Here is a 24,924-nt window from a genome sequence, read left to right as displayed (position 1 = left end):
GGTTTCAGCCCTTTTCGATCAGCCGGTCCAGCGCGCCGATCACGTTATCCACCTGTTGTTTAAGATGGTCGTGACGATGCTGGAGCGAAAGCAGTGCTTCTTCCGCTGCGTGCGCGCCATTGTTGTCTGTCACTGGCGCGGGGCGATCGGCTGCTGCTTCCACTCTCGACAAGGCGCGTTCAAGCCGCTCGATGGCGAGGACAAGTCCCTCTTCTGACATAAGGGGCGGAATAGCATGGATGGCGCGGCGGGCAACCCCGAAGCGGTGGTTTTCCCCGCCAAGGTTGACGTTATGTCCCCCACGGGACAAAGGAACGCGCGCGTTCGCGACTCGCGTTCGCGCTTGCCGAATATTGCCGTACTACCGGGGAAAACGATGACCGTAACGCCCAATGATCTCGCCAACGCCATTCGGGCGCTGTCGATGGATGCCGTTCAGGCTGCGAACTCGGGACACCCCGGCATGCCGATGGGCATGGCCGATGTGGCGACCGTCCTTTTCACCAACTATCTGAAGTTCGACGCAAAGGCGCCGAAGTGGCACGACCGCGACCGGTTTGTGCTGTCGGCCGGCCATGGCTCGATGCTGATTTATGCGCTGCTCAACCTGACCGGTTATGAGCGCCCGACGATGGAAGACATTCGCAACTTCCGTCAGCTGGGCAGCCCCTGCGCCGGGCACCCCGAGAATTTCGAACTGGCCGGCATTGAAACCACCACCGGTCCGCTGGGGCAGGGGCTTGCCACCGCAGTGGGCATGGCGGTTGCCGAGCGTCACCTGAACGCCGTGTTCGGTGACGATATCGTCGACCACCGCACCTGGGTGATTGCCGGTGACGGCTGCCTCATGGAAGGCATCAACCACGAAGCGATCGGCCTGGCCGGCCATCTGGGCCTCGGCCGCCTGATCGTTCTGTGGGACGACAACCGCATCACCATCGACGGCGCGACCGATCTGTCGACCAGCGAAGACGTGAAGGCGCGTTATGCAGCCACTGGCTGGCATGTCGTTTCGTGCGACGGCCATGACTTTGCCGACATCGCCCGCGCGCTTGATGAAGCCGTTGCCGATACGCGTCCGACGCTCGTTGCGTGCCGCACGATCATCGGCAAGGGGGCGCCCAACAAGCAGGGCACCTCGGCCACGCATGGCAGCCCGCTGGGCGCCGACGAAATCGCCGCCGCCCGCGCCGAGCTTGGCTGGACGCACGCCCCCTTCGACGTGCCCGCCGATATCCGCGCCGAATGGGAAAAGGCCGGTGCGCGCGGTGCCGAAACGCACGCCGCCTGGGCTGCGCGCGTTGCTGCAAGCGACAAGGGCGCCGAATTCAATCGCCGCATGGCCGGCGACCTGCCCGCCGATTTCTCGCTCGACGCTTATAAGGCCGCGCTGATCGCCGACCCCAAGAAGGTGGCGACGCGCAAGGCATCGGAAATGGTGCTGGAAGCGATCAACGATCAGCTTCCCGAAACCATTGGCGGTTCGGCCGACCTTACCGGTTCGAACAACACCAAGACCAAGGCCACCGGCCCGCTCACCAGCGCCGATTATTCGGGCCGTTATGTCTATTACGGCATTCGCGAGTTCGGCATGGCGGCTGCGATGAACGGCATGGCGCTGCACGGCGGCGTCATTCCTTATGGCGGCACCTTCCTTGTCTTCTCCGACTATTGCCGCGCCGCGATCCGCCTGTCGGCGCTGCAGCAGACGCGCGCCGTCTATGTCATGACGCACGATTCGATCGGGCTTGGCGAAGATGGCCCGACCCACCAGCCGATCGAGCATGTGATGTCGCTGCGCCTGATCCCTGGGCTCGACACCTATCGCCCCGCCGACACGATCGAAACGGCCGAGTGCTGGGAACTGGCGCTCCGCCGTGCGGACGGCCCGTCGCTGCTGGCGCTGACCCGTCAGAACCTGCCGCAGGTTCGCGCCGATGCGGGTGAAAACCTGTCGGCCAAGGGCGCTTACCGCCTGCGCGCCGCACAGGGCGGCCGCAAGGTCGTGCTGATGGCCAGCGGTTCGGAAGTCGAGATTGCGCTGGGCGTGGCCGACACACTGGAAGCCCAGGGCATTGGTGCCGATGTCGTCTCGATGCCCTGCTGGTCGCTGTTCGACGCGCAGTCCGACGCCTATCAGGCGGACATCATGCCCGACGACGCGCTGCTGGTTTCGATCGAAGCCGGCACGACCATGGGCTGGGAACGCTATACCGGCCGCAAGGGCCTGAATTTCGGCATGACGGGCTTTGGCGCGTCGGCCCCCGCAGAACAACTTTACGACCATTTCGGTCTGACCGCCGACAAGATCACGCCGCAGATCGTTGCGGCACTCGGCAAATAAGCAAGGAGCTACGCACATGGCAGTGAAAGTCGCGATCAACGGTTTTGGCCGCATTGGCCGTCTGGTGGCACGCGCGATCCTCGAGCGCGCCGATAGCGGCCTCGAGCTGGTCGCGATCAACGATCTGGCCGACGCAAACTTCAACGCGATGCTGTTCAAGCGCGACTCGATCCACGGCGCCTATCCCGGCACCGTCGAAGTCGACGGCAACGACATCCTGGTTGACGGCAAGCGCATCCGTGTGACCGCAGAACGCGATCCCGCGAAGCTGCCGCACAAGGATCTGGGCGTTGACATCGCTCTGGAATGCACCGGTTTCTTCACCGACCGTGACTCGGCGCAGAAGCATCTCGACGCAGGCGCGAAGCGCGTCCTGATTTCGGCACCGGCCAAGGGTGTCGACCTGACCGTCGTGTACGGCGTCAACCATGACAAGCTGACCGCCGAGCACACGATCGTTTCGAACGCGTCGTGCACCACTAACTGCCTTGCACCGGTTGCCAAGGTTCTGAACGACGCGATCGGCATCGAACGCGGCCTGATGACCACCGTGCACGCTTACACCAACGATCAGAAGATCCTCGACCAGATCCACAGCGATCCGCGCCGCGCGCGCGCTGCCGGCATGTCGATGATCCCGACGACCACCGGTGCCGCCCGTGCGGTTGGCGAAGTGCTTCCCGAACTGAAGGGCAAGCTCGATGGTTCAGCCATCCGCGTGCCGACCCCGAACGTCTCGCTCGTCGACCTGACCTTCACGCCGAAGCGCGACACCACGAAGGAAGAAGTCAACCAGCTCCTGAAGGCCGCTTCGGAAGGCGCGCTCAAGGGCGTGCTCGCCTATACCGACGAGCCGCTGGTTTCGATCGACCTCAACCACAACCCGGCGTCGTCGACCGTGGACAGCCTTGAAACCGCTGTTCTCGAAGGCAAGCTCGTCCGCGTGGTTTCGTGGTACGACAACGAATGGGGCTTCTCGAACCGCATGGTCGACACGGCCGGCGCAATCGGCAAGCTGATCTGAGCGTCGGAGGATAAAGCGTGAGGAATTTCAGGACTCTCGACGACATGGGTGACATCGCCGGCAAGCGCGTGCTTGTTCGCGAGGATCTCAATGTACCGATGGCCGATGGCAAGGTGACCGACGATACGCGGCTGCGTGCCACGCTCGCCACCGTCACCGAACTTGCGGACAAGGGCGCGATCGTCCTGATCCTCGCGCATTTCGGACGACCGAAGGGGGAACGTCGCGACGACATGTCGCTCGCGATGCTCACCGAACCCTATGCCGCGGTTCTCGGCCGCCCGGTGCAGTTCATTGCGGACTGCCAGGGGGCTGAGGCCGAGGCGGCGGTTGCCGCCCTCAAGGGCGGCGATATCGCCATCCTCGAAAATACCCGTTTCCATGCGGGTGAGGAAAAGAACGACCCCGCGCTTGCCGATGCGATGGCGAAGCTGGGCGATCTGTATGTGAACGATGCCTTCTCGGCTGCGCACCGCGCGCATGTGTCGACCGAAGGCCTCGCGCATCGTCTGCCCGCCTTTGCCGGCCGCTCGATGCAGGCCGAGCTGGATGCGCTGGAAAAGGCGCTGGGCACGCCCGAGAGCCCGGTTGCGGCCGTGGTTGGCGGCGCCAAGGTATCGACCAAGCTCGACGTGCTGAAGCAGATGGTGGCCAAGGTCGATCACCTGATCATCGGCGGCGGCATGGCCAACACTTTCCTTGCCGCGCGCGGAGTGGATGTGGGCAAGTCGCTGTGCGAGCATGATCTGAAGGATACCGCCGAAGCCATTCTGGACGCGGCCGATGCGGCGGATTGCACCGTGCACCTTCCCTATGACGTCGTGGTTTCGAAGGAATTCGCCGCGAACCCGCCGACGCGCACCGTGAACGTCCACGAGGTGGCCGCCGACGAGATGATCCTCGACGTCGGCCCGGCGGCGGCCGAAGCACTGGGCGATGTGCTCAAGACCTGCCGCACGCTGGTGTGGAACGGCCCGATGGGCGCCTTCGAAATCGAGCCCTTCGATGCGGCGACCGTGGCGCTGGCCAAGACGGCGGCTGCGCTCACCAAAGAAGGTTCGCTGGTTTCCGTCGCAGGCGGCGGCGATACCGTGGCCGCGCTCAACCATGCGGGTGTTGCGGGGGATTTCACCTTTGTCTCCACCGCGGGCGGCGCCTTCCTTGAATGGATGGAAGGCAAGGAACTGCCCGGCGTGACGGCGCTGGAGAAGTAAGATGATCACGATCCGGGACATCGATCATGTCGTGTTCCGGGTCCATGATCTCGAGACGATGGCGCGCTTCTACACCGATGTGTTGGGCGCGCGTTTCGAGAAATATCAGGAAGCGGTCGATCTGTATCAGCTGCGCATCGGCAATGCGCTGATCGACCTTATCCCCGTTTCCGGCAAGCTTGGCCGGATGGGCGGCGCGGCGCCGGGCCGCGAAGGCCATAATATCGACCATGTCTGTTTTCGCGTACTGCCCTGGGACGAGCAGGCGATCCGCGCGCATCTTGCCCGCCACGGTATAACCGAGGTCGAGATTGTTTCGCGCTACGGCGCGGAAGGCGAGGGGCCGAGCATCTATCTGACCGACCCGGAGGGAAATCATCTGGAGCTGAAAGGCCCGCCATGGCCGCCCAGCCGCGCGGTTTGAAACACTTGCGTAAAAACCGCCGCGGCGCTTGACCGATTTGCATCCACTTCCCGCCGCGCAAGAGTTGCCCTTGGAACGTCCTTGGCCTAACAGCGCGCGCGAGAAACAAGGCTATCATCCGATTGGAGGAAAAATGAGCATGACGCCTGTCGTACGGGACATTCTGTCGAAATATGAAAGCGACAATCCGGGTGTGAAGGCCAATCTGGCCCGCATCCTGATGCAGGGCCGCCTCGGCGGCACGGGCAAGCTCATCATCCTGCCGGTCGATCAGGGCTTCGAACATGGCCCGGCGCGCAGCTTTGCGGTCAACGAACCGGCTTACGACCCGCACTACCATTACCAGATGGCGATCGACGCAGGCCTTTCGGCCTATGCCGCCCCGCTCGGCATGCTCGAAGCGGGCGCCGACACCTTTGCCGGCCAGATCCCGACCATCCTGAAGCTCAACAGCTCGAACAGCTGGGCCGGCGGCGCGAACCAGGCGCTCACCGGCAGCGTCGAAGACGCGCTGCGTCTCGGCTGCTCGGCCATCGGTTTCACCATCTATCCGGGCAGCGAAGACTGCTTCGACATGATGGAAGAAATCAAGGAACTGTCCGCCGAAGCAAAGTCGGTCGGCATTGCCACCGTGCTGTGGTCGTACCCGCGTGGCGGCAATCTGCCCAAGTCGGGTGAACTGGCGCTCGACGTCGGTGCCTATGCCGCGCACATGGCGGCGCTGCTCGGCGCGCACATCATCAAGGTGAAGCTGCCCAGCGATCACATCGAACAGGAAGACGCCAAGAAGGCCTATGCCGGCACTGACTGGTCGAAGCAGTCGGACCGCGTGAAGCACGTCGTGAAGGCATGCTTCAACGGCCGTCGCATCGTCGTTTTCTCGGGCGGCGCGGCCAAGGGCGCCGACGCAGTCTATCAGGACGCGATCGACATCCGCGACGGCGGCGGGAACGGCTCGATCATCGGCCGCAACACGTTCCAGCGCGAACGTGGTGAAGCGCTGGCGATGCTCGACAAGCTCGTCCGCATCTACAAGGGCGAAGAATAAGCCTTTCGTTCAAATTGCCATCCCCGCTTTCGCGGGGGTGGCATTTTGCGCTAGGGCGTCATCATGATTGACGATGACGACCTTCGCCTGGACCCGAATTTTGCCGGCCGCTTCGAACGCGATCCCCGGCGCCCCGCCTGCCAGCTGTACCTGATCTCTCCGCCCAAGATCGATGAAGGCTTTGCAGAGCAGCTTGAGGCCGCATTGTCGGCCGGGCCCGTCGCGGCCTTTCAGCTGCGGATCAAGGATCCGCTCCTCAACGAACATGCGATCGTCCGCATTGCCGAGCCGCTGCAGAAAATCTGCAACGCACATGAAGTGGCGTTCATCGTCAACGACAGCATCTCGCTCGCCAAGCGACTGGGCGCGGACGGCGTGCATCTGGGGCAGGGTGATGGCGATCCGCGTGAAGCGCGCGAGGCGCTTGGGCGTGATGCGCAGATTGGCGTGACGTGCCACGACAGCCGCCATCTGGCGATGGAGGCCGGCGAAACCGGCGCCGATTATGTCGCCTTCGGCGCATTCTACCCGACCACGACCAAGGAAACCGAACACCGGCCCGAACCCGCAATCCTGAGCTGGTGGGTCACGCTGTTCGAACTGCCCTGCGTCGCCATTGGCGGCATCACGCCGGACAATGCGCGTCCGTTGGTTGAGGCCGGGGCCGATTTCCTCGCCGTATCGGGTGCTGTCTGGAACGATCCCGATGGGCCCGCCGCCGCAATCAAGAAATTCGCGGGAGTTCTCAGCTGAGGGGGCTATCCCCTCTGATTTTCAAGCGGTGTTGCACCGCCATGGTCGTGCTGGCCGCGATGTCGATGAGCATTGCGGCGCACGCATCGGGCGACATTCCGGGCACGCCCGAAATTCAGGATGTGCCGGTGACGGACATCGATCCGGCGGTGTTGCCGGCATCCGAACAGCCACAGGATCGGAGCCGCTGGCGGGTTGAGGTTGCCCCCTATATCTGGTCCGCCGGGATGAAGGGCAGGGCGGCGACCCTGCCGGGGCTGCCAGCGGTCGATGTCGACATGTCGTTCAAGGACGTTGTTCGGGATCTGAGCTTCGGGATCATCGGCAGCGTGGCGGCGCGGCGCGAAAACCTCGTCATTTTTGCCGATGTCTATTATGCGCGCATCCGGACGAGCGAAGAGATCCCGTCGCCTTTGTTCACCGGTGTCAATGTGCGCAACGAAACCTTTAGCGGGTTGTTGAGCGCGGGTTATGTGCTGACCCCGCCCGGCCCGATCACCGTGCAGGCGGTAGCGGGGGTGCGGGCCTGGTCGATGGAAACCGAGATCGACCTGAAATCGCCGATCCCTGCGCTCTCGCTCCAGACCAAGGCGCGCAAGCAATGGGTGGACCCGGTGGTCGGGATTCAGATGGCGGCCAAGCTCGCACCCCGCTGGTCGGTGGAGTTCGGCGCATCCACGGGCGGTTTCGGGATCGCTTCGGACTGGATGCTGGGGCTTGCGGGATCGGTCAGCTACCATCTCGACCGGCACTGGGTATTGGGAGTCGGATACCGTCATCTGGCCGTCGATTACCGCAGCCGCGATGGCTTTATTTTCGACGCCGCGCTCTCTGGCGGGCTCATCGGCGCCAGATACCACTTTTGATGGCGATCATCGCGCCCCGCTTGCCAGATTTCTCGGCACACTATAGAGCGCGACGGCAATTTTCTTTGACATGCGAGAACACCCATGAAGATCAGTGGCGTGGACATTCGTCCCGGCAATATCATCGAGTATGAAGGCGGCATCTGGCGTGCCGTGAAAATTCAGCACACCCAGCCCGGCAAGGGCGGCGCATTCATGCAGGTCGAGATGAAGAATCTCATCGACGGCCGCAAGAACAACGTCCGCTTCCGTTCGGCTGAAACGGTGGAGCGCGTGCGTCTCGACACGAAGGATTTCCAGTTCCTGTTCGCCGATGGTGAAGAGCTGACCTTCATGGACAAGGATACCTACGACCAGATCACGCTGCCGCGCGACCTGCTCGGTGATGCGGCTGCCTTCCTGCAGGACGGCATGGACGTTGTCATGGAACTGTACGACGAAAAGCCGATCTCGGTGCAGCTGCCCGATCAGATCGAAGCGACCATCGTCGAAGCCGATGCCGTGGTGAAGGGGCAGACCGCCTCGTCGTCGTACAAGCCCGCGCTTCTCGACAATGGCGTGCGCATCATGGTGCCGCCGCACATCACCTCGGGCACCCGCGTCATCGTCGACGTTTACGAACAAGCATATGTAAAGCGCGCCGACTGATCTTTCGGCCGGCTTGATAGTTACGGGCAGGGGCGCGAAAAATTCGGGTTCCTGCCCGCACCAACGGAGAATTGACTTGGTTTCCCATTCCGGCGTCCTCACCGTCATGGAACGCGCAGCCCGCAAGGCCGCGCCCCGGCTGCGACGCGACTTCAACGAGGTGCAGCACCTCCAGGTCTCGAAAAAGGGGCCGGCCGACTTCGTGTCGATGGCCGACCAGCGGGCCGAGCGCACGCTGTACGACGAATTGCTGAAGGCGCGCCCGGATTGGGGCTTCCTGCTCGAGGAAGGCGGCGAAATCGCCGGTGACCCGACCAAGCCGCGCTGGATCGTCGATCCACTTGATGGGACGTCAAACTTTTTGCACGGGATTCCGCACTTCGCGATCTCGATCGCGGTGGAAGAACCGCGCCCCAATGGCACGCGCGAAGTGACCAGCGCGCTGATCTATCAGCCGCTCACCGACGAAAGCTTCTGGGCCGAAAAGGGCCGGGGCGCGTGGCTGCAGGACCAGCGCCTGCGCGTCTCGTCGCGCCGCCACCTTGACGAAGCACTGATCTCGACCGGGATTCCGTTCCTTGGTCATGGCGATTTCGACGAATGGACTCGCATCTTTGCGGCGGTTGCGCCCGAGGTTGCCGGTATTCGCCGCTTTGGTTCAGCCGCGCTCGACCTCGCCTGGGTGGCGGCCGGCCGGTATGACGGCTTCTGGGAAAGCGGGCTGCAGCCCTGGGACGTCGCCGCAGGCATCCTGCTCGTGCGCGAGGCAGGCGGCTTTGTTTCCGATTATCGCGGCGCCGACCGCGCGATGGAGCGCAAGCAGGTTCTGGCGGCGAATGACGCGCTGCATTCGAAGCTGCACAAGCTCGTCGCAAACGCGCTCAAGGCGCGCTGATCGTTGCGTGCGCCCCGGTGATCCGGGGCGCGCGCCATGGCCTCATTCCTTGAGGAACGGCACATAGGCCGACAGCGAATCCGTGAAAATTTCGAGATTCGCCATGAAGTTCTCTTCCGGAATTCCGTTGAAATCGAGATCCACGTCCATCTCGATGACCGGATCGCCCTCACCATCGATATAGGCGCGCGCAAAGCGACGGGTTTTGTTCCACTCGTTGATCTGCGACAGCTGCGTGCTCTTGAGATCGCTGAAGCCGGCATAGAACTGGATGGTGGTGCAGTTCTTTTCCTGATCGTCGCAACTCATGAAGAAAATCGTGAAATTGCGGCCTGAGTCGGCGGAGCGAATGCGCGTGCCGCTTTCATCGGTTTCGATCTCTGCGCGGTATCCCTTCTTTTGCAGCAGCGAGACCATCTTGGCCGGCTCCTTGGCCGAGATCATCTGGGCAAAACCGGTGCCCGGCACCAGCGCGCAGGCGGCCAGTGCTGCAGCTGCGAAATATTTCAAAGACATGGATTCCCCTTAGGTAACGTGAAGCGGCGACCCTGTTCCGCTAAATTTCGCGAGTCAACGGAACTTTGCCACCGACAAAAGGTTGGAAAACCGGCTATTTGCGAATCATTCTCAGCCGCCGCAGCCTTGCCCTTCGCGGCCCGCAGTCCTAAAGCCGCCCCATCAAACTCTGACTGTAACGAGAGTCCCTTGGTCGACCTGTCGCAATATCTGCCCATCCTGCTTTTTCTCGGGGTGGCAATCGTCCTTTCGGGCGTATTCGTCTTTGCGCCCATGGCGGTGTCCCGACTCACCGGAAGCCATAAGCCTAGTCCCGACAAGCTTGCCGAATATGAATGCGGTTTCCCCGCATTCGAAGATTCGCGCAGCCAGTTCGACGTGCGCTTCTATCTGGTGGCGATCCTTTTCATCATCTTCGATCTCGAAGCGGCGTTCCTGTTCCCCTGGGCAGTTTCGCTGGGTGAAATTGGCTGGGCCGGCTGGGCCGCCATGATGATATTCCTGGGCGAGCTTGCGCTCGGCCTTGTTTATGCGTGGAAGAAGGGAGCGCTGGAATGGGAGTGATCCTTAATCCCGCCGAAGCAAGCAACATGCCCGCGCCGGGAACGGCGCCGGATCAGGCTTTCTTCAACGATCTTAACGGCGAACTGAACGACAAGGGTTTCCTTGTTACCTCGACCGAGGAACTGTTCCAATGGGCCCGCACCGGATCGCTCTGGTGGATGACCTTTGGCCTGGCATGCTGCGCGGTGGAAATGATCCACGTCAACATGCCGCGTTACGACCTTGAGCGCTTCGGCGCCGCGCCGCGCGCCTCGCCGCGCCAGTCGGACGTGATGATCGTTGCGGGCACGCTCTGCAACAAGATGGCGCCCGCGCTCCGCCGCGTCTACGACCAGATGTCGGAGCCCAAATACGTCATTTCCATGGGTAGCTGCGCCAATGGTGGCGGCTATTATCACTATAGCTATTCGGTGGTGCGCGGTTGTGATCGCGTCGTTCCGGTCGACATCTATGTCCCCGGCTGCCCGCCGACTGCGGAGGCGCTGCTGTACGGCGTGATGCAGTTGCAGCGGAAGATCCGCCGTTCGGGGACGATTGAGCGCTGATATGGCAAATTGTGCACCAAAATATGCCAGCAACGAAGGCGTGATCGACGCGGTTCGCGCCGCAATCGGGTCGGCATTTGTCGACGGCGTCGAGGCGAATGGCGAAGTGGCCATCACCGTCCAGCGCGATGCGCTGGTGGCGGCGATGGACGCGCTGCGCGAAACCTGCGGCTATCAGCAGCTGATGGAAATCGCCGGCGTCGACTGGCCGGAAAATCCTGAGCGCTTCGAGGTCGTCTACTGCCTTTTGTCGGTGACGAAGAACCATCGTATCCGCGTTCATGTCTGGACCGACGAGGACAAGCCGGTGCCGAGCGTCACCGGCATCTGGCCCGTTGCGGGCTGGCTGGAGCGCGAAGTGTACGACATGTACGGCGTGCTGTTCACCGGCAACGCCGATCTTCGTCGTATTCTGACCGATTACGGTTTTCGCGGGCATCCGCAGCGCAAGGACTTCCCGCTCACGGGCTATGTCGAGCTGCGCTATTCGGAAGAAGCCAAGCGCGTGGTCTATGAGCCGGTCAAGCTGGCACAGGATTTCCGCTCGTTCGACTTCATGTCGCCCTGGGAAGGCGCAGAATATGTGCTGCCCGGCGATGAAAAGGCCGCGGGAGGCAAGGAATAATGGCTGAGCAACTCGAAGCCGCACCGACGACTTCCGGCGAAGTCGAGATCCAGAACTACACCATCAACTTCGGTCCCCAGCATCCCGCCGCGCACGGCGTGCTGCGCATGGTGATGGAGCTTGACGGTGAAATCGTCGAACGCGTCGATCCGCATGTCGGCCTGCTGCACCGCGGCACCGAAAAGCTGATCGAGTACAAGACCTATCTGCAGGCGCTGCCCTATTTCGACCGCCTCGATTACTGCTCGCCGCTGGGCATGGAGCACAGCTATGTGCTCGCGATCGAAAAGCTGCTCGACATCGAAGTGCCGCTGCGGGCGCAGTATCTGCGCGTGTTCTTCGCCGAACTGACGCGCATCTGTAACCACATGCTCAACATCGGCGCGCACGTCATGGACGTGGGCGCGATGACGCCGAACCTGTGGCTGTTCGAAATCCGCGAGGATTGCCTCAACTTCTTCGAACGCGTCAGCGGCGCGCGCATGCACTCGGCCTATTTCCGTCCCGGCGGTGTCCACCAGGATGCACCGCTGGAACTGCTCGCCGATATCGGCGACTGGCTGGACAACCGCATGCCCAAGCTGTTCGAGGACGCGGTTTCGCTGTTCGCGGACAACCGCATCTTCAAGCAGCGCAATGTCGATATCGGCACGGTGAGCAAGGAAGATGCGCTGAAATGGGGCTTTTCGGGCCCAATGATCCGTGCGGCGGGCATCCCCTGGGATCTCCGCAAGGCGCAGCCCTATGACGTGTACGACCGCATGGAATTCGACATTCCGGTCGGCACGCGCGGCGATTGCTATGACCGCATCATGGTCCGTATCGAAGAGGTTCGCCAGTCGGCCCGGATCATGAAACAGTGTCTGGCGCAGATGCCCGAAGGGCCGATCGCCAGCCTCGACCGCAAGGTGGTTCCGCCCAAGCGCGGCGAGATGAAGCGTTCGATGGAAGCGCTCATCCACCACTTCAAGCTCTATACCGAAGGTTTCCACGTGCCTGCGGGTTCGGTCTATGTCGCGACCGAAAGCCCCAAGGGCGAATTCGGCGTCTATCTGGTGTCTGACGGCAGCAATAAGCCTTATCGCTGCAAGATCCGCCCGACGGCCTTTTCGCACCTTCAGGCGATGGACTTCATGATGAAGGGCCACATGCTTGCCGACACCACCGCGGTGCTTTCGGCAATCGACGTGGTGTTCGGAGAATGTGACCGCTAATGGCTGACGCACCCCAAATTCCCGACGAGGCCGAGGTCCGCGCCCGCTGGGGGGAATTCGAATGGACCCCCGCCAACGTCGAAAAGGCGAAGGAAATCATCGGTCGCTACCCGGACGGGCGCCAGCAGTCGGCGGTGATGCCGCTGCTCGATCTGGCCCAGCGCCAGGTGGGCGCCGAAACCAATACCCAGGGCTGGCTGCCCGTTCCCGTGATGGAATATATCGGCCGGCAGCTGGGCATGGCGTTCATCCGCGTCCATGAAGTCGCCAGCTTCTACACCATGTACAATCTGGCACCCGTTGGCCGTTTTCACGTTCAGGTGTGCGGCACGACGCCGTGCATGTTGCGTGGTTCGGACGATGTGATGGCGGCGTGCAAGGCGAAGGGCATGGTCAAGGGCGGCACGACCGCCGACGGCCTGTTCACGCTGACCGAGGTTGAATGTCTGGGCGCCTGCACCAACGCACCGATGGTTCAGATTAACGACGACAATTTCGAAGACCTTACCTTCGACACTATGACGGCGGTGCTCGATGCGCTGGCGCGCGGCGAAAGCCCCAAGGCCGGCCCGCAGATCGATCGTCAGACGAGCTGCCCTGAAGGTGGCCCGTCGACGCTGAAGGAAATGGCTTCGGCCAATCACGACTACCGGGGGGAATGGAAGTGACCATCGCGCCTCTGGCGGACAAGGACCGCATTTTCACCAATCTCTACGGTTTCCAGCCGTGGAATATCGACGCTGCGATGATGCGCGGTGACTGGGACGACACCAAGACGCTCATGGCGCGCGGCCAGGACGCGATCATCGAGGAGATCAAGGCCTCGGGTCTGCGTGGGCGCGGGGGCGCAGGCTTCCCGACCGGCATGAAGTGGAGCTTCATGCCCAAGGAATCGAAGGACGGCCGTCCCAGCTTCCTCGTCATCAATGCCGACGAATCCGAGCCCGGTTCGTGCAAGGACCGCGAAATCATCCGCCACGATCCGCACAAGCTGATCGAAGGCGCGCTGATCGCCGGTTATGCGATGCGCGCGCGCGCAGCCTATATCTATATTCGCGGTGAATTCATCCGCGAGGCCGAAACGCTGATGGCGGCGGTTGCCGAAGCCTATGCCAAGGGCAAGCTCGGCAAGAATGCCGCCGGTTCGGGCTATGATTTCGACCTGTTCGTGCATCGCGGGGCAGGGGCCTATATCTGCGGCGAGGAAACCGCGCAGATCGAAAGCATCGAAGGCAAGAAGGGCCAGCCCCGCCTGAAGCCGCCATTCCCGGCCGGTGCCGGCCTTTACGGCTGCCCGACCACGGTGAACAACGTGGAGTCGATCGCGGTTGTCCCGACGATCCTGCGTCGCGGCGCGGCCTGGTTCTCCTCCATCGGGCGCGAGAACAACAAGGGCACCAAGCTGTTCCAGATTTCGGGGCATGTGAACAAGCCCTGCGTCGTCGAGGAAAGCATGGGCATCAGCTTCCGTGAACTGATCGACCGGCATGCCGGCGGCATTCGCGGCGGTTGGGACAATCTGCTCGCGGTGATCCCGGGCGGTTCGTCGGTTCCGCTGGTGCCCGCAGCCGAGATCATGGACGCGCCGATGGATTTTGACGGTCTGCGCGGTCTGGGCTCGGGCCTTGGCACCGCCGCTGTCATCGTGATGGACAAGTCGACCGACATCGTCCGCGCGATCAGCCGGATCAGCTATTTCTACAAGCATGAGAGCTGCGGCCAGTGCACGCCGTGCCGCGAAGGCACGGGCTGGATGTGGCGCGTGATGGAACGCCTGCGCGAAGGCAAGGCCGACGTCTCGGAAATCGACATGCTGTTCGAAGTCACCAAGCAGGTCGAAGGCCACACCATCTGCGCCCTTGGCGATGCGGCCGCATGGCCGATCCAAGGTCTGATCCGTCATTTCCGTCCGGAAATCGAACGTCGGATCAACGACAACAAGGGCGGCGCAGCCGTTATGGAGGCGGCAGAGTAACTATGCCTAAGGTAACAGTAGACGGCATCGAACTCGAAGTCCCGCAGGGCGCCACCGTCCTGCAGGCTTGCGAGCTCGCGGGGAAGGAAATTCCCCGTTTCTGCTATCATGAACGTCTGTCGATCGCCGGCAATTGCCGGATGTGCCTGGTCGAGGTGAAGCCCGGACCGCCGAAGCCCCAGGCTTCGTGCGCGCTGCCGGCCGCCGAGGGCCAGGAAATCCGTACCGACAGCCCGATGGTCAAGAAGGCGCGCGAAGGGGTGATGGAGTTTCTCCTGATCAACCACCCGCTCGACTGCCCGATCTGCGATCAGGGCGGCGAATGCGATCTGCAGGACCAGTCGGTTGCGTACGGCAAGGGCCAGTCGCGCTATGACGAGAACAAGCGCGCGGTTACCGAAAAATATATGGGCCCCATTGTCAAGACGACGATGACGCGCTGCATTCAGTGCACGCGCTGCGTCCGTTTCGCCGAAGAAGTGGCCGGCGTCGAGGAAATCGGCGCGCTGTACCGCGGCGAAAACATGCAGATCACCTCGTACCTTGAAAAGGCGGTGACGAGCGAGCTTTCGGGCAATGTCGTCGACCTCTGCCCCGTCGGTGCGCTCACCTCGAAGCCCTATGCCTTCGAAGCGCGTCCGTGGGAGCTGAAGAAGACCTTCGCGATTGACGTGATGGACGCCGTTGGCACCAACATCCGCCTCGACAGCCGTGGGCGCCAGGTTCTGCGCGCGCTGCCGCGCATCAATGAAGAGGTCAACGAGGAATGGGCGTCGGACAAGACGCGCCACGCCGTTGACGGTCTGATCCGCCGCCGTCTCGATCGTCCGTTCATCCGCAAGGATGGCAAGCTGGTTGCCGCGAGCTGGGAAGAAGCGTTCGACGCGATCGCGTCGGTCGCCAAGACCGCACAGGGCAGCGTTGCCGCGATTGCGGGCGACCTTGTCGACTGCGAAACGATGTACGCCGCCAAGGCGCTGGTCCGTTCGCTTGGTTCGGACATGCTCGAAGGCCGCCAGACCGGCATGGCCTATGACGTGTCGAACCTCGGCGCGGTCAATTTCAACACCACCATCGCCCGCCTCGAAGAAGCCGACGTCATTCTGGTCGTCGGTTCGAACGTGCGTTGGGAAGCCCCGCTGATCAACACGCGCATCCGCAAGGCTGTGCGCAAGCACGGCGCCAAGGTGTTCGCGGTTGGCCCCGAAATCGATCTCACCTATCACACCGAATGGCTGGGCAGCGACTTGGCAGTGCTGAACGCACTTCCCAAGGAAGTGACAGAAGCCTTTGCAAATGCACAAAAACCCGTCGTGATCGTCGGCGGTGCAGCGCTCAAGGGCGCGCATGGCGCGGCGCTTGGCCTCGTTTCGTCGCTGAACCTGGTGCGCGAAGGCTGGAACGGCTTCAACGTGCTGCACATGGCAGCGGCGCGCATGGGCGGCCTGATGCTCGGTTACGCCCAGAAGGGCGGCATCGCCGACATCGTTGCCAAGGCACCGAAGCTCAGCTTCTTCCTTGGCGCAGACGAAGTCGATTTCTCGAAGTTCGAAAACAGCTTCAAGGTCTATGTCGGCCATCACGGCGATGCCGGTGCTCATGTGGCGGACGTCATCCTGCCGGGTGCGGCCTATACCGAAAAGCCGGGCACCTATGTGAACACCGAAGGCCGGGTGCAGCACGGCGAACGCGCGGTGTTCGCACCGGGCGACGCCCGCGACGACTGGACGATCTTCCGCGCGCTTTCGGGCGTGATCGGTCAGGCGCTGCCGTTCGATACGTTCGACGCACTGCGCGCTGCGATGATTTCGGAAGTTCCGGCGCTCGGCGTCGAAGGGCTTGCGAATTATGATTGGGCGCCGCCGGCGCTCGACACCAAGGCGGAAGGCACGCTGGCGGCCTATCCGATCAAGGATTTCTACCTGACGAATGCGATCTGCCGCGCGTCCCCGACGATGGAGCGCTGCTCTTCCGAGCTGATCCATGGCGAGCAGTTCCTGGAGGCCGCGGAATGACCGAATTCTTCCAGACTTATCTGGGTTTTGGACTGGGCTGGTTTGTCGCCACGCTCCTCCTGATCCTGTTCATCGCGCTGCCGCTGATGCTGGCGGTTGCGATGATCATTTACGCCGACCGCAAGATCTGGGCGGCTATGGCGCTGCGCCGTGGCCCGAACGTGGTCGGTCCGCTCGGTCTTCTCCAGTCGTTCGCGGACGGCCTGAAGGTTTTCCTTCAGGAAACGATCATCCCGTCGGCCGCGAACCGGGGCCTCTTCCTTCTCGCGCCGATCATCACTTTCACGGTGGCGCTGATCGTCTGGGCGGTCATTCCGTTCGGACAGGACATGGTTCTCGCCGATATCAATGTCGGCCTGCTCTACATTCTCGCGGCCTCGTCGCTTGGGGTGTACGGGATCATCATGGCGGGCTGGGCGTCGAACTCAAAATACCCTTTTTACAGCGCCTTGCGCGGTGCTGCTCAGATGGTTTCCTATGAAGTCTCGATCGGTTTCATCCTGATCTCGGTCGTTCTCTTCGCAGGCACTTTCAACCTGAGCGGGATCGTTGAGGAACAGAAGGGGCATATTTTCGGGGTGGTGAACGCCTTCGGCTTCAACCCGCTGCTCTTCCCGATGGCGGTGATGTTCCTGATTTCGGCGCTTGCTGAAACCGCACGCGCGCCGTTCGATCTTACCGAAGCGGAATCGGAACTCGTCGCGGGTTACCAGACCGAATATTCGTCGATGTCCTTCGCGCTCTTCTGGCTTGGCGAATATGCCAACGTCCTTCTGATGTGCGCGCTGAACGCGGTCCTGTTCTGGGGTGGCTATCTGCCGCCGATCGACTGGGCGCCGCTGTACGCCGTGCCGGGCATTTTCTGGCTCCTCGCCAAGATCCTGTTCTTCTTCTTCGTCTTTTCCTGGGTGAAAGCCACCGTTCCCCGCTACCGCTATGACCAGCTCATGCGGCTTGGCTGGAAGGTCTTCCTCCCGATCTCGCTGTTCTGGGTCTTCCTCGTGTCCGGATATCTGATGCTTACCCGTTATGGAGGCGTAGCATGAGCCTCGCGCATATCGTAAAAACCTTCACGCTCTGGGAGTTTGTGAAGGCCCACGCCCTGACCTTGAAGTATTTCTTCAAGCCCAAGGCGACGATCAACTATCCCTATGAGAAGAACCCGCTCAGCCCGCGTTTCCGCGGTGAGCACGCGCTGCGCCGTTACCCCAATGGGGAAGAGCGTTGCATCGCGTGCAAGCTGTGCGAAGCCGTCTGCCCCGCACAGGCGATCACGATCGAGGCCGAACCGCGCGAAGACGGCAGCCGCCGCACCACGCGCTACGACATCGACATGACGAAGTGCATCTATTGCGGTTTCTGTCAGGAAGCCTGCCCGGTGGACGCCATCGTCGAAGGGCCGAACTTCGAGTTCGCAACCGAAACCCGCGAAGAGCTGATGTACGACAAGGCAAAGCTGCTCGCGAATGGCGACAAGTGGGAGCGTTCGATCGCTGCCAACATCGCCGCTGATGCGCCGTACCGCTGATGGCCCGCGCATCTGAAATTGCCGCCGCAGGCGGGGTTCGAAACGAACGGGAAACGAGAAGCTGACGTGATACAGATATTAGCCTTTTACCTGTTCGCCATTGTACTGGTCACCAGTGCTGCGCTGACGATCCTGTCGCGCAACCCGGTGCATTCCGTGCTGTGGCTGATCCTGGCCTTCTTCAATGCGGCAGGCCTCATGCTGCTCGCCGGCGCCGAATTCATCGCGATGCTGCTTGTCATCGTTTATGTCGGCGCGGTCGCGGTGCTCTTCCTCTTCGTGGTCATGATGCTCGACATCGACTTTGCCGAACTCCGCGCGGGTTTCGCCAAATATGCGGTGTTCGGTGTGCTGATCGCGCTGGTTCTTGCCGGCGAAATGATTTTCGCGATGGGCGCCTGGAAGGCCGGCGGCATTGAGCTCGCACAGCGCGCGGCGCCGATGGCGGGCGATCTGCCCAACATTCAGGCGTTCGGCGGCGTGCTGTTCACCCGTTATCTTTATGTCTTCGAAGCGGCAGGCCTTGTGCTTCTCGTAGCGATGATCGGCGCGATCGTGCTCACGCACCGTACGCGTGGCGGCACCCGTCCGCAGAACATCAGCGAGCAGGTCAAGCGCCGTCCGGAAGACGCCATCCGCAACATCAATCAGCCCATCGGGCAGGGGGTAGAGCTGTGATCGGCATCCAGCATTATCTGGTGGTGAGCACGGTCCTCTTCGTGATGGGCGTGCTCGGCATCTTCATCAACCGCAAGAATGTGATCATCATCCTGATGGCGATCGAGCTCATTCTGCTTTCGGTGAACATCAATCTCGTCGCGTTCAGCGCCCATCTGGGTGACATGGTCGGCCAGATCTTCTCGATGTTCGTCCTTACGGTCGCCGCTGGCGAGGCCGCGATCGGCCTTGCGATCATGGTGATCTTCTTCCGTGGCCGCGGCACCATTGCCGTCGACGACGTCAACCGGATGAAGGGGTAACGCTCCAGTGTCGTCCATCCACGCAATCGTATTCCTGCCGGCGCTCGCGGCGCTTATCGCGGGCTTCGGCAACAAGGCGCTCGGCAATGTGGCGGCCAAATCGGTCACCACGGGCGCCCTGTTCCTCTCGTGTCTTCTGAGCTGGCCGATCTTCATCGCGCATCTTGGCGGCGATGTTCCGGCGCAGGTTATTCCCGTTCTCGACTTCATCAAGTCGGGTGACCTGAACGTCAGCTGGTCGCTCCGTGTCGACACGATGACGGCGGTCATGCTGGTCGTCATCACCTCGGTGTCGGCGCTCGTCCATCTCTATAGCTGGGGCTATATGTCGGAAGATCCCGACCAGCCCCGCTTCTTCGCCTATCTCTCGCTCTTCACCTTCGCGATGCTCATGCTCGTGACGGCCGACAATCTGGTTCAGATGTTCTTCGGCTGGGAAGGCGTGGGTCTGGCATCGTATCTGCTGATCGGTTTCTGGTTCAAGAAGCCCTCGGCCAACGCCGCGGCGATCAAGGCATTCGTCGTCAACCGCGTCGGTGACCTTGGCTTCATGATGGGCATGTTCGGCCTGTTCCTGGTGTTCGGCACGCTTTCGATCCCCGAGATCCTCGAAGCCGCACCCAGCATGGCGGGGTCGACCATCGGGTTCCTCGGCCTGCGCGTAGACACGATCACGGTCATCTGTCTGCTGCTGTTCATCGGCGCGATGGGCAAGTCGGCGCAGCTCGGCCTGCACACCTGGCTTCCCGACGCGATGGAAGGCCCGACCCCGGTGTCGGCGCTCATCCACGCGGCGACGATGGTCACCGCCGGCGTCTTCATGGTCTGCCGTCTTTCGCCGTTGTTCGAACTGAGCCCGGTCGCGCTGGGCGTGATCACCTTTGTCGGCGCCGCCACCTGCCTTTTCGCAGCCACTGTCGGCACCGTGCAGAACGACATCAAGCGCGTCATCGCCTATTCGACCTGCTCGCAGCTGGGCTATATGTTCTTCGCCGCAGGCGTTGGCGCATATGGAGCGGCGATGTTCCACCTGTTCACCCACGCATTCTTCAAGGCGCTTTTGTTCCTTGGCGCGGGTTCGGTGATCCACGCGATGCACCACGAACAGGACATGCGCTATTATGGCGGCCTGCGTAAGGAAATCCCGCTCACCTTCTGGGCGATGATGGCCGGTACGCTCGCCATCACCGGCGTTGGTCTGCCGCTCCTTGGCATCGGTTTTGCCGGTTTCTATTCGAAGGACATGGTCCTCGAGGCGGCGTTCGCGTCGGGCTCGAACGGCCAGATCGCCTTCTTCGTCGGTTCGTTCGCCGCGCTGCTCACCAGCTTCTATTCGTGGCGTCTGATCTTCCTCACCTTCTTCGGCAAGCCGCGCTGGGCCGCCTCCGAGCACATCCAGCACGCGCTGCACCACGAACATGAGGACACGTCACACGAAAGCAACGAGCACGCCGAAGATCCGCATCACGCACTGCCGAAGGAAGGCACGGGCGGCTATCATCCCCATGAAAGCCCGCTCAGCATGCTCGTTCCGCTCGGTGTGCTCACCGTGGGTGCGGTTGCCGCCGGTTTCGCCTTCCATCACAGCTTCATCGGCTCTGAAGAAGGTGGCGCGTTCTGGAACGGTGCCCTGTCGTTCGACGCGCACCTGATGCATGCCGCGCACGAAGTGCCGACATGGGTGAAGTTCACGCCGTTCGGCGTGATGCTGATCGGTCTGTTCATCGCGTGGCGCGCCTATATCCGTTCCACCGACATTCCGGAGAAGTTCGTGGCCCAGTTCCGCGCGCTCTATGACTTCCTGCTCAACAAATGGTATTTTGATGAGCTGTATAATCTGATCTTCGTTAAGCCTGCTTTCTGGTTCGGCCGTCTTTTCTGGAAGAAGGGCGATCAGGGCACGATCGATCGGTTCGGCCCCAATGGCGTCGCCGACCTGGTCGTGAAGGGCAATGGCCTTACCGCCAAGCTCCAGTCCGGCTTCCTTGCTAGCTATGCCTTTGTGATGCTGATCGGCCTTGCCGCCGCTGCGACCTGGGCCGTGTGGGCGATCACAAAATGAACCAGCTAGGCTTTCCCATTCTCTCGATCATGCTCGCCATTCCGATGGCGGCCGCGATCGCCTGTCTTTTCGCCAGCGCGGCTAACGCCCGGCGGATCGCACTGGGCGCAACCCTGATCGATTTTGCCCTTGGCATTATGCTCTGGGTGAACTTCGATCAGGGCGCCACTGCCGCGCAGTGGCAGTTCGTCGAACATCTGCCGATCTTTGGGCGTTTCGCCTGGGCGCTCGGTATCGATGGCATCTCGCTGATGCTTATCATGCTCTCTGTCTTCCTCATGCCGATCTGCATCCTTTCCAGCTGGGAAGCGATCCAGAAGCGCGTGCCGGAATACATGGCGGCCTTCCTGTTCATGGAAGTGCTGATGATCGGCGTATTCGCGGCGCAGGACCTGTTCCTGTTCTACATCTTCTTCGAAGCCGGCCTTATTCCGATGTATCTGATCATCGGCATCTGGGGCGGCGCGGACCGGATCTACGCGAGCTACAAATTCTTCCTCTACACGCTGCTCGGCTCGGTGCTGATGCTGATCGCGATGCTGTGGATGGCCCGTGAAGCCAACACCACCTACATCCCCGATCTGCTGAACTATGATTTCCCGGTGCATGCGCAGACCTGGCTCTGGTTCGCCTTCTTCGCCTCGTTCGCGGTGAAGATGCCGATGTGGCCGGTGCACACCTGGCTTCCCGATGCGCACGTTCAGGCGCCGACCGCAGGTTCGGTCATTCTGGCGGGCGTTCTGCTGAAGCTTGGCGGATATGGTTTCCTCCGCTTCTCGCTGCCGATGTTCCCCGAAGCCTCCAGCCTTCTGGTCTGGGTCATTCTGGGCCTGTCGATGGTTGCCGTCGTCTACACCTCGCTCGTCGCGCTGGTGCAGGAAGACATGAAGAAGCTGATCGCCTATTCGTCGGTCGCGCACATGGCGATCGTGACGATCGGCCTGTTCGCCTTCAACCGTCAGGGCATCGAAGGTGCGCTGATCATCATGCTCAGCCACGGTCTGGTCTCGGGCGCGCTCTTCCTGTGCGTCGGCGTGATCTATGATCGTCTCCATACCCGCGAAATCTCGCGCTATGGCGGCCTTGCCGAGAACATGCCGAAATATGCGCTGTTCTTCCTTCTCTTCACCATGGCGTCGATCGGCCTTCCGGGCACGAGCGGCTTTGTCGGCGAATTCCTTTCGCTCGCCGGCGTCTATCAGGTGTCGAGCTGGGCGGCGCTGATCTGCACCACCGGCATCATCCTGGGTGCGGCCTATATGCTCTACCTCTATCGTCGGATCGCCTTCGGTCCGCTCGACAAGGAAGACGTCCGCGCCATGCCCGACCTGTCGGCACGCGAACTCTGGCTGCTCGCTCCGATCGCAGCCGTGACGATGTGGATGGGTGTCTATCCGGAAAGCTTCCTCGCCCCGATGCGCAAGGACGTGGGTATCCTCGTCGAACGTATCGAGCGCGCGAAGCCCGCTGGCGACGCCCTGGTTACGGAAGGCAAACCCGTTGTGAAAACTGAAGCGCATGAGGGAGCGCACTAATGGATTATGCAAGCTCCCTGATGATGGTGCTGCCGGAGGTCATCCTGTCCCTCGGCGCACTGGTCATGCTGATGGTCGCCGCTTTCGTCGGCGACAGCTCGACCCGCGCGATCAGCTGGCTCTCGGTCCTGTTGTTCGTGGCGGCGGGCTTCGCGCTCACCGGCCCGGCCGGCAATGGCGGCCTCGCCTTTGACGGTCTGTACCGCGCCGATGCCTTCGGCGCTCTGGCCAAGGTGCTCATCTATATATCGGCGGCCGTTGCCGTGGTTGTTGCGCCCGGCTTCTTCTCGCGGCAGAGCGGGGCGGTTCGCGCTGAATATCCGGTGCTGATCGTTCTTGCCGCTGTCGGCATGGGCATGATGGTTTCGGCCAACGACCTGCTGACGCTGTATGTCGGCCTCGAACTCAACAGCCTTGCCTCGTACGTGCTCGCAAGCTTCATGCGCCGCGACACGCGTTCGGCGGAAGCGGGCCTGAAGTATTTCGTCCTTGGCTCGCTCGCCTCGGGCATGATGCTCTACGGCGTCTCGCTGCTTTACGGCTTCACCGGCACCACCATGTTCGACGGCATCGCCGCTGCGATCAGCGACGAATTCTCGACCGGCGAACTGTTCGGCGTCGTGTTCGTTCTTGCGGGCCTGGCGTTCAAGGTCAGCGCGGTGCCGTTCCACATGTGGACGCCCGACGTGTATGAAGGCGCGCCGACCCCGGTTACCGCCTTCTTTGCAAGCGCGCCCAAGGTGGCCGCGATGGCACTGCTGGTGCGCGTGGCGATCGAAGCGATGGGCCCGGCATCGGATGCATGGCGCCAGATCATCATCTTCGCGGCACTCGCGTCGATCGTTCTGGGTGCGGTTGCCGGTATTGGCCAGCGCAACATCAAGCGCCTGCTCGCCTATTCGTCGATCAACAATGTCGGCTTTGCGCTGATCGGTCTTGCCGCAGGCACCGCCGAAGGCGTTGCCGCGGTGATGACGTACATGATCGTCTATGTCGTCATGACCATCGGCAGCTTCCTTTGCGTGCTGCAGATGCGCGATGCCGAGGGCAATCATGTTGAAACCATTGCCAGCCTTTCGGGCCTGTCGCGTACGCGTCCGGCGCTTGCGGCGGCACTGGCGATCTTCATGTTCTCGCTCGCTGGCATTCCGCCCCTGCTCGGTTTCTGGGCGAAGTTCCTGGTGTTCGATGCCGCCGTTGGCGCCGGCCTCTGGCCGCTCGCGGCGCTGGGTATCGCCGCCTCGGTCATTGGTGCCTTCTATTATCTGAAGATCATCAAGACGATGTACTTCGACGAACCGGCCTCGGCCTATGCACCGTCGGACAGCGTCGTCGAAACGGGCATTATCGCGGTTTCCGCGCTGTTCGTTTCGCCGCTCGGTTACTTCCTCATCCCGGCGCTGGGCGTCGCGACGATGAATGCTGCGCAGGCACTTTTCTGACAGTCATACGAACCGTTGCGTCGACACGGTCGACGAATGAGGACATGCTCGGGCTCGCCGCACAAGGCGAGCCCGAGGGAGTCTGGCTCCGGGCGGTCGAGCAGACCGCCGGCCGCGGGCGACAGGGCCGGGCCTGGCTTTCGGCCCCCGGCAATCTCTTCACCAGCACGATCATCCGATTGCGCCCCGGCGATCCGACAGCGGCAACGCTCGGCTTTGTCGCGGCAATCGCGCTGGCCGAGGTCGTCTCGCTCTGGACCGGGCGCGCGCCGCTGACGGTGAAATGGCCCAATGATGTGATGATCGACGGGGCCAAGCTGTCGGGCATCCTGCTCGAGCGCTCGGGCGACGCGGTCATTCTCGGTATCGGTGTCAATCTGGTGACGGCGGTCGACATCTCCGACCGCGCCATTGCCAGCCTTGCGCCGTACGGCGCGCCTGATGCCGCGTTGTTCCTGGAGGAACTGGCCGCCGCTTTCGCGCGCTGGCTGGGGCGCTGGCGTGGGGAGGGGCTTGGCCCCATTCGCGCGCGCTGGCTGGAATGGGCGCACCCCAAGGGCACCGCGCTTGTCGCCAATCTGCCTGACGGGGAATCGGTCCCCGGCCTTTTCGACGGCCTCGACGGCGATGGCGCGCTTATCCTGCGCTTGGCGGATGGCACATCTCGTGTCATTCACGCCGCCGATATTTTCCTGATCTGAGGTTTT

Annotated in this window: 25 protein-coding genes and 1 pseudogene; 24 read left to right on the top strand and 2 right to left on the bottom strand. The window is 62.2% G+C overall.

The genetic code is table 11. From position 1 onward, the window contains the following. Positions 1-4: 4 nt before the first annotated feature. Entirely contained in the window at positions 5-220 is a 216-nt protein-coding gene (locus tag QYC26_RS03020) for a hypothetical protein (RefSeq protein ID WP_317513924.1), read from the bottom strand. A 156-nt stretch (positions 221-376) separates the two neighbouring features. On the opposite strand from QYC26_RS03020, the gene tkt reads away from it, so the two are divergent. The 9 genes from tkt to QYC26_RS02975 all read left to right on the top strand — a co-directional run bounded on the left by tkt (position 377) and on the right by QYC26_RS02975 (position 9,216). Next, positions 377-2,344, top strand: coding sequence for a transketolase (gene tkt, locus QYC26_RS03015; protein WP_317513923.1), 1,968 nt, complete (start codon positions 377-379; stop codon positions 2,342-2,344). A gap of 16 nt (positions 2,345-2,360) precedes the next feature. Next, positions 2,361-3,368 carry a type I glyceraldehyde-3-phosphate dehydrogenase gene (gene gap / locus QYC26_RS03010; protein ID WP_317513922.1) on the top strand — a complete coding sequence of 336 codons (1,008 nt, stop codon included), beginning with the start codon at positions 2,361-2,363 and terminating at the stop codon, positions 3,366-3,368. 44 nt (positions 3,369-3,412) lie between these two features. Next, entirely contained in the window at positions 3,413-4,582 is a 1,170-nt protein-coding gene (locus QYC26_RS03005; protein ID WP_317513921.1) for a phosphoglycerate kinase, read from the top strand. A 1-nt stretch (position 4,583) separates the two neighbouring features. Continuing rightward, positions 4,584-5,006 carry a VOC family protein gene (locus QYC26_RS03000; protein WP_317513920.1) on the top strand — a complete coding sequence of 141 codons (423 nt, stop codon included), beginning with the start codon at positions 4,584-4,586 and terminating at the stop codon, positions 5,004-5,006. Between the two features lie 133 nt (positions 5,007-5,139). Next, on the top strand, positions 5,140-6,054 hold the full coding sequence (locus QYC26_RS02995; RefSeq protein WP_317513919.1) for a class I fructose-bisphosphate aldolase: 915 nt from the start codon (positions 5,140-5,142) through the stop codon (positions 6,052-6,054). Positions 6,055-6,117: 63 nt separating this feature from the next. Beyond that, positions 6,118-6,807: a thiamine phosphate synthase gene (thiE, locus tag QYC26_RS02990; protein WP_317513918.1), complete on the top strand. Its 690-nt coding sequence runs from the start codon at positions 6,118-6,120 to the stop codon at positions 6,805-6,807. Between the two features lie 41 nt (positions 6,808-6,848). Continuing rightward, entirely contained in the window at positions 6,849-7,673 is an 825-nt protein-coding gene (locus tag QYC26_RS02985; protein ID WP_317513917.1) for a hypothetical protein, read from the top strand. 84 nt (positions 7,674-7,757) lie between these two features. Beyond that, a complete protein-coding gene (gene efp / locus QYC26_RS02980; RefSeq protein WP_317513916.1) occupies positions 7,758-8,321 on the top strand; it encodes an elongation factor P in 564 nt (187 codons plus the stop codon). Positions 8,322-8,397: 76 nt separating this feature from the next. Beyond that, positions 8,398-9,216, top strand: a complete 819-nt coding sequence (locus QYC26_RS02975) for an inositol monophosphatase family protein (RefSeq protein WP_317513915.1) — start codon at positions 8,398-8,400, stop codon at positions 9,214-9,216. Positions 9,217-9,258: 42 nt separating this feature from the next. On the opposite strand, the gene QYC26_RS02970 is transcribed toward QYC26_RS02975, so the two are convergent. Further along, complete coding sequence (locus QYC26_RS02970; RefSeq protein WP_317513914.1) at positions 9,259-9,732, bottom strand: YbjN domain-containing protein; 474 nt, start codon at positions 9,730-9,732, stop codon at positions 9,259-9,261. A 189-nt stretch (positions 9,733-9,921) separates the two neighbouring features. On the opposite strand from QYC26_RS02970, the gene QYC26_RS02965 reads away from it, so the two are divergent. From QYC26_RS02965 to QYC26_RS02895, 15 genes and pseudogenes are all read left to right on the top strand, one after another. Next, a complete protein-coding gene (locus QYC26_RS02965; RefSeq protein WP_317513913.1) occupies positions 9,922-10,296 on the top strand; it encodes an NADH-quinone oxidoreductase subunit A in 375 nt (124 codons plus the stop codon). Continuing rightward, complete coding sequence (locus QYC26_RS02960; protein WP_317513912.1) at positions 10,287-10,841, top strand: NADH-quinone oxidoreductase subunit B family protein; 555 nt, start codon at positions 10,287-10,289, stop codon at positions 10,839-10,841. Before QYC26_RS02965 ends, QYC26_RS02960 begins: the two co-directional genes overlap by 10 nt. 1 nt (position 10,842) lies before the next feature. Continuing rightward, positions 10,843-11,448, top strand: a pseudogene (locus QYC26_RS02955) (NADH-quinone oxidoreductase subunit C); the annotation flags it as partial. 17 nt (positions 11,449-11,465) lie between these two features. Next, positions 11,466-12,680, top strand: coding sequence for an NADH-quinone oxidoreductase subunit D (locus tag QYC26_RS02950; RefSeq protein ID WP_317513911.1), 1,215 nt, complete (start codon positions 11,466-11,468; stop codon positions 12,678-12,680). Then, positions 12,680-13,348: an NAD(P)H-dependent oxidoreductase subunit E gene (locus tag QYC26_RS02945; RefSeq protein WP_317513910.1), complete on the top strand. Its 669-nt coding sequence runs from the start codon at positions 12,680-12,682 to the stop codon at positions 13,346-13,348. Before QYC26_RS02950 ends, QYC26_RS02945 begins: the two co-directional genes overlap by 1 nt. Continuing rightward, positions 13,339-14,655 carry an NADH-quinone oxidoreductase subunit NuoF gene (nuoF, locus tag QYC26_RS02940; RefSeq protein ID WP_317513909.1) on the top strand — a complete coding sequence of 439 codons (1,317 nt, stop codon included), beginning with the start codon at positions 13,339-13,341 and terminating at the stop codon, positions 14,653-14,655. Before QYC26_RS02945 ends, nuoF begins: the two co-directional genes overlap by 10 nt. A 2-nt stretch (positions 14,656-14,657) precedes the next feature. Next, complete coding sequence (gene nuoG / locus QYC26_RS02935) at positions 14,658-16,670, top strand: NADH-quinone oxidoreductase subunit NuoG (RefSeq protein WP_317513908.1); 2,013 nt, start codon at positions 14,658-14,660, stop codon at positions 16,668-16,670. Next, complete coding sequence (gene nuoH, locus QYC26_RS02930) at positions 16,667-17,716, top strand: NADH-quinone oxidoreductase subunit NuoH (RefSeq protein WP_317513907.1); 1,050 nt, start codon at positions 16,667-16,669, stop codon at positions 17,714-17,716. The genes nuoG and nuoH overlap by 4 nt, the downstream gene beginning before the upstream one ends. Continuing rightward, complete coding sequence (nuoI, locus tag QYC26_RS02925) at positions 17,713-18,198, top strand: NADH-quinone oxidoreductase subunit NuoI (RefSeq protein WP_317513906.1); 486 nt, start codon at positions 17,713-17,715, stop codon at positions 18,196-18,198. The genes nuoH and nuoI overlap by 4 nt, the downstream gene beginning before the upstream one ends. A 66-nt stretch (positions 18,199-18,264) precedes the next feature. Continuing rightward, positions 18,265-18,876: an NADH-quinone oxidoreductase subunit J gene (locus tag QYC26_RS02920; protein ID WP_317513905.1), complete on the top strand. Its 612-nt coding sequence runs from the start codon at positions 18,265-18,267 to the stop codon at positions 18,874-18,876. Beyond that, positions 18,873-19,178 (top strand): NADH-quinone oxidoreductase subunit NuoK, encoded by a 306-nt coding sequence (nuoK, locus tag QYC26_RS02915; RefSeq protein ID WP_317513904.1) that lies wholly within the window; start codon positions 18,873-18,875, stop codon positions 19,176-19,178. Before QYC26_RS02920 ends, nuoK begins: the two co-directional genes overlap by 4 nt. A 7-nt stretch (positions 19,179-19,185) precedes the next feature. Further along, the gene (nuoL, locus tag QYC26_RS02910) at positions 19,186-21,240 is read left to right on the top strand and encodes an NADH-quinone oxidoreductase subunit L (RefSeq protein WP_317513903.1); all 2,055 of its coding nucleotides are present in this window, start codon (positions 19,186-19,188) and stop codon (positions 21,238-21,240) included. Then, on the top strand, positions 21,237-22,775 hold the full coding sequence (locus QYC26_RS02905) for an NADH-quinone oxidoreductase subunit M (RefSeq protein ID WP_317513902.1): 1,539 nt from the start codon (positions 21,237-21,239) through the stop codon (positions 22,773-22,775). The genes nuoL and QYC26_RS02905 overlap by 4 nt, the downstream gene beginning before the upstream one ends. Beyond that, entirely contained in the window at positions 22,775-24,217 is a 1,443-nt protein-coding gene (gene nuoN, locus QYC26_RS02900) for an NADH-quinone oxidoreductase subunit NuoN (RefSeq protein ID WP_317513901.1), read from the top strand. Before QYC26_RS02905 ends, nuoN begins: the two co-directional genes overlap by 1 nt. Then, positions 24,214-24,918 (top strand): biotin--[acetyl-CoA-carboxylase] ligase, encoded by a 705-nt coding sequence (locus tag QYC26_RS02895; RefSeq protein ID WP_317514985.1) that lies wholly within the window; start codon positions 24,214-24,216, stop codon positions 24,916-24,918. Before nuoN ends, QYC26_RS02895 begins: the two co-directional genes overlap by 4 nt. Positions 24,919-24,924 lie beyond the last annotated feature (6 nt).

Source organism: Sphingomonas sp. C3-2 (assembly GCF_033025475.1).
Taxonomy (GTDB): Bacteria; Pseudomonadota; Alphaproteobacteria; order Sphingomonadales; family Sphingomonadaceae; genus Sphingobium_A.
Note: the sequence above shows the minus strand (reverse complement) of the source record. Positions and strands in the feature narration are given on the sequence as shown.

Coding starts and splice junctions, on each gene's coding strand:
- QYC26_RS02960 (WP_317513912.1), top strand. CDS start 10,287: ATGGGAGTGATCCTTAATCCCGCCGAAGCAAGCAACATGCCCGCGCCG.
- nuoH (WP_317513907.1), top strand. CDS start 16,667: ATGACCGAATTCTTCCAGACTTATCTGGGTTTTGGACTGGGCTGGTTT.
- gap (WP_317513922.1), top strand. CDS start 2,361: ATGGCAGTGAAAGTCGCGATCAACGGTTTTGGCCGCATTGGCCGTCTG.
- efp (WP_317513916.1), top strand. CDS start 7,758: ATGAAGATCAGTGGCGTGGACATTCGTCCCGGCAATATCATCGAGTAT.
- nuoF (WP_317513909.1), top strand. CDS start 13,339: ATGGAAGTGACCATCGCGCCTCTGGCGGACAAGGACCGCATTTTCACC.
- QYC26_RS03000 (WP_317513920.1), top strand. CDS start 4,584: ATGATCACGATCCGGGACATCGATCATGTCGTGTTCCGGGTCCATGAT.
- QYC26_RS03005 (WP_317513921.1), top strand. CDS start 3,413: ATGGGTGACATCGCCGGCAAGCGCGTGCTTGTTCGCGAGGATCTCAAT.
- QYC26_RS02995 (WP_317513919.1), top strand. CDS start 5,140: ATGAGCATGACGCCTGTCGTACGGGACATTCTGTCGAAATATGAAAGC.
- QYC26_RS02905 (WP_317513902.1), top strand. CDS start 21,237: ATGAACCAGCTAGGCTTTCCCATTCTCTCGATCATGCTCGCCATTCCG.
- QYC26_RS02985 (WP_317513917.1), top strand. CDS start 6,849: ATGGTCGTGCTGGCCGCGATGTCGATGAGCATTGCGGCGCACGCATCG.
- QYC26_RS02970 (WP_317513914.1), bottom strand. CDS start 9,732: ATGTCTTTGAAATATTTCGCAGCTGCAGCACTGGCCGCCTGCGCGCTG.
- QYC26_RS02945 (WP_317513910.1), top strand. CDS start 12,680: ATGGCTGACGCACCCCAAATTCCCGACGAGGCCGAGGTCCGCGCCCGC.
- thiE (WP_317513918.1), top strand. CDS start 6,118: ATGATTGACGATGACGACCTTCGCCTGGACCCGAATTTTGCCGGCCGC.
- nuoN (WP_317513901.1), top strand. CDS start 22,775: ATGGATTATGCAAGCTCCCTGATGATGGTGCTGCCGGAGGTCATCCTG.
- QYC26_RS03020 (WP_317513924.1), bottom strand. CDS start 220: ATGTCAGAAGAGGGACTTGTCCTCGCCATCGAGCGGCTTGAACGCGCC.
- tkt (WP_317513923.1), top strand. CDS start 377: ATGACCGTAACGCCCAATGATCTCGCCAACGCCATTCGGGCGCTGTCG.
- nuoI (WP_317513906.1), top strand. CDS start 17,713: ATGAGCCTCGCGCATATCGTAAAAACCTTCACGCTCTGGGAGTTTGTG.
- nuoG (WP_317513908.1), top strand. CDS start 14,658: ATGCCTAAGGTAACAGTAGACGGCATCGAACTCGAAGTCCCGCAGGGC.
- QYC26_RS02950 (WP_317513911.1), top strand. CDS start 11,466: ATGGCTGAGCAACTCGAAGCCGCACCGACGACTTCCGGCGAAGTCGAG.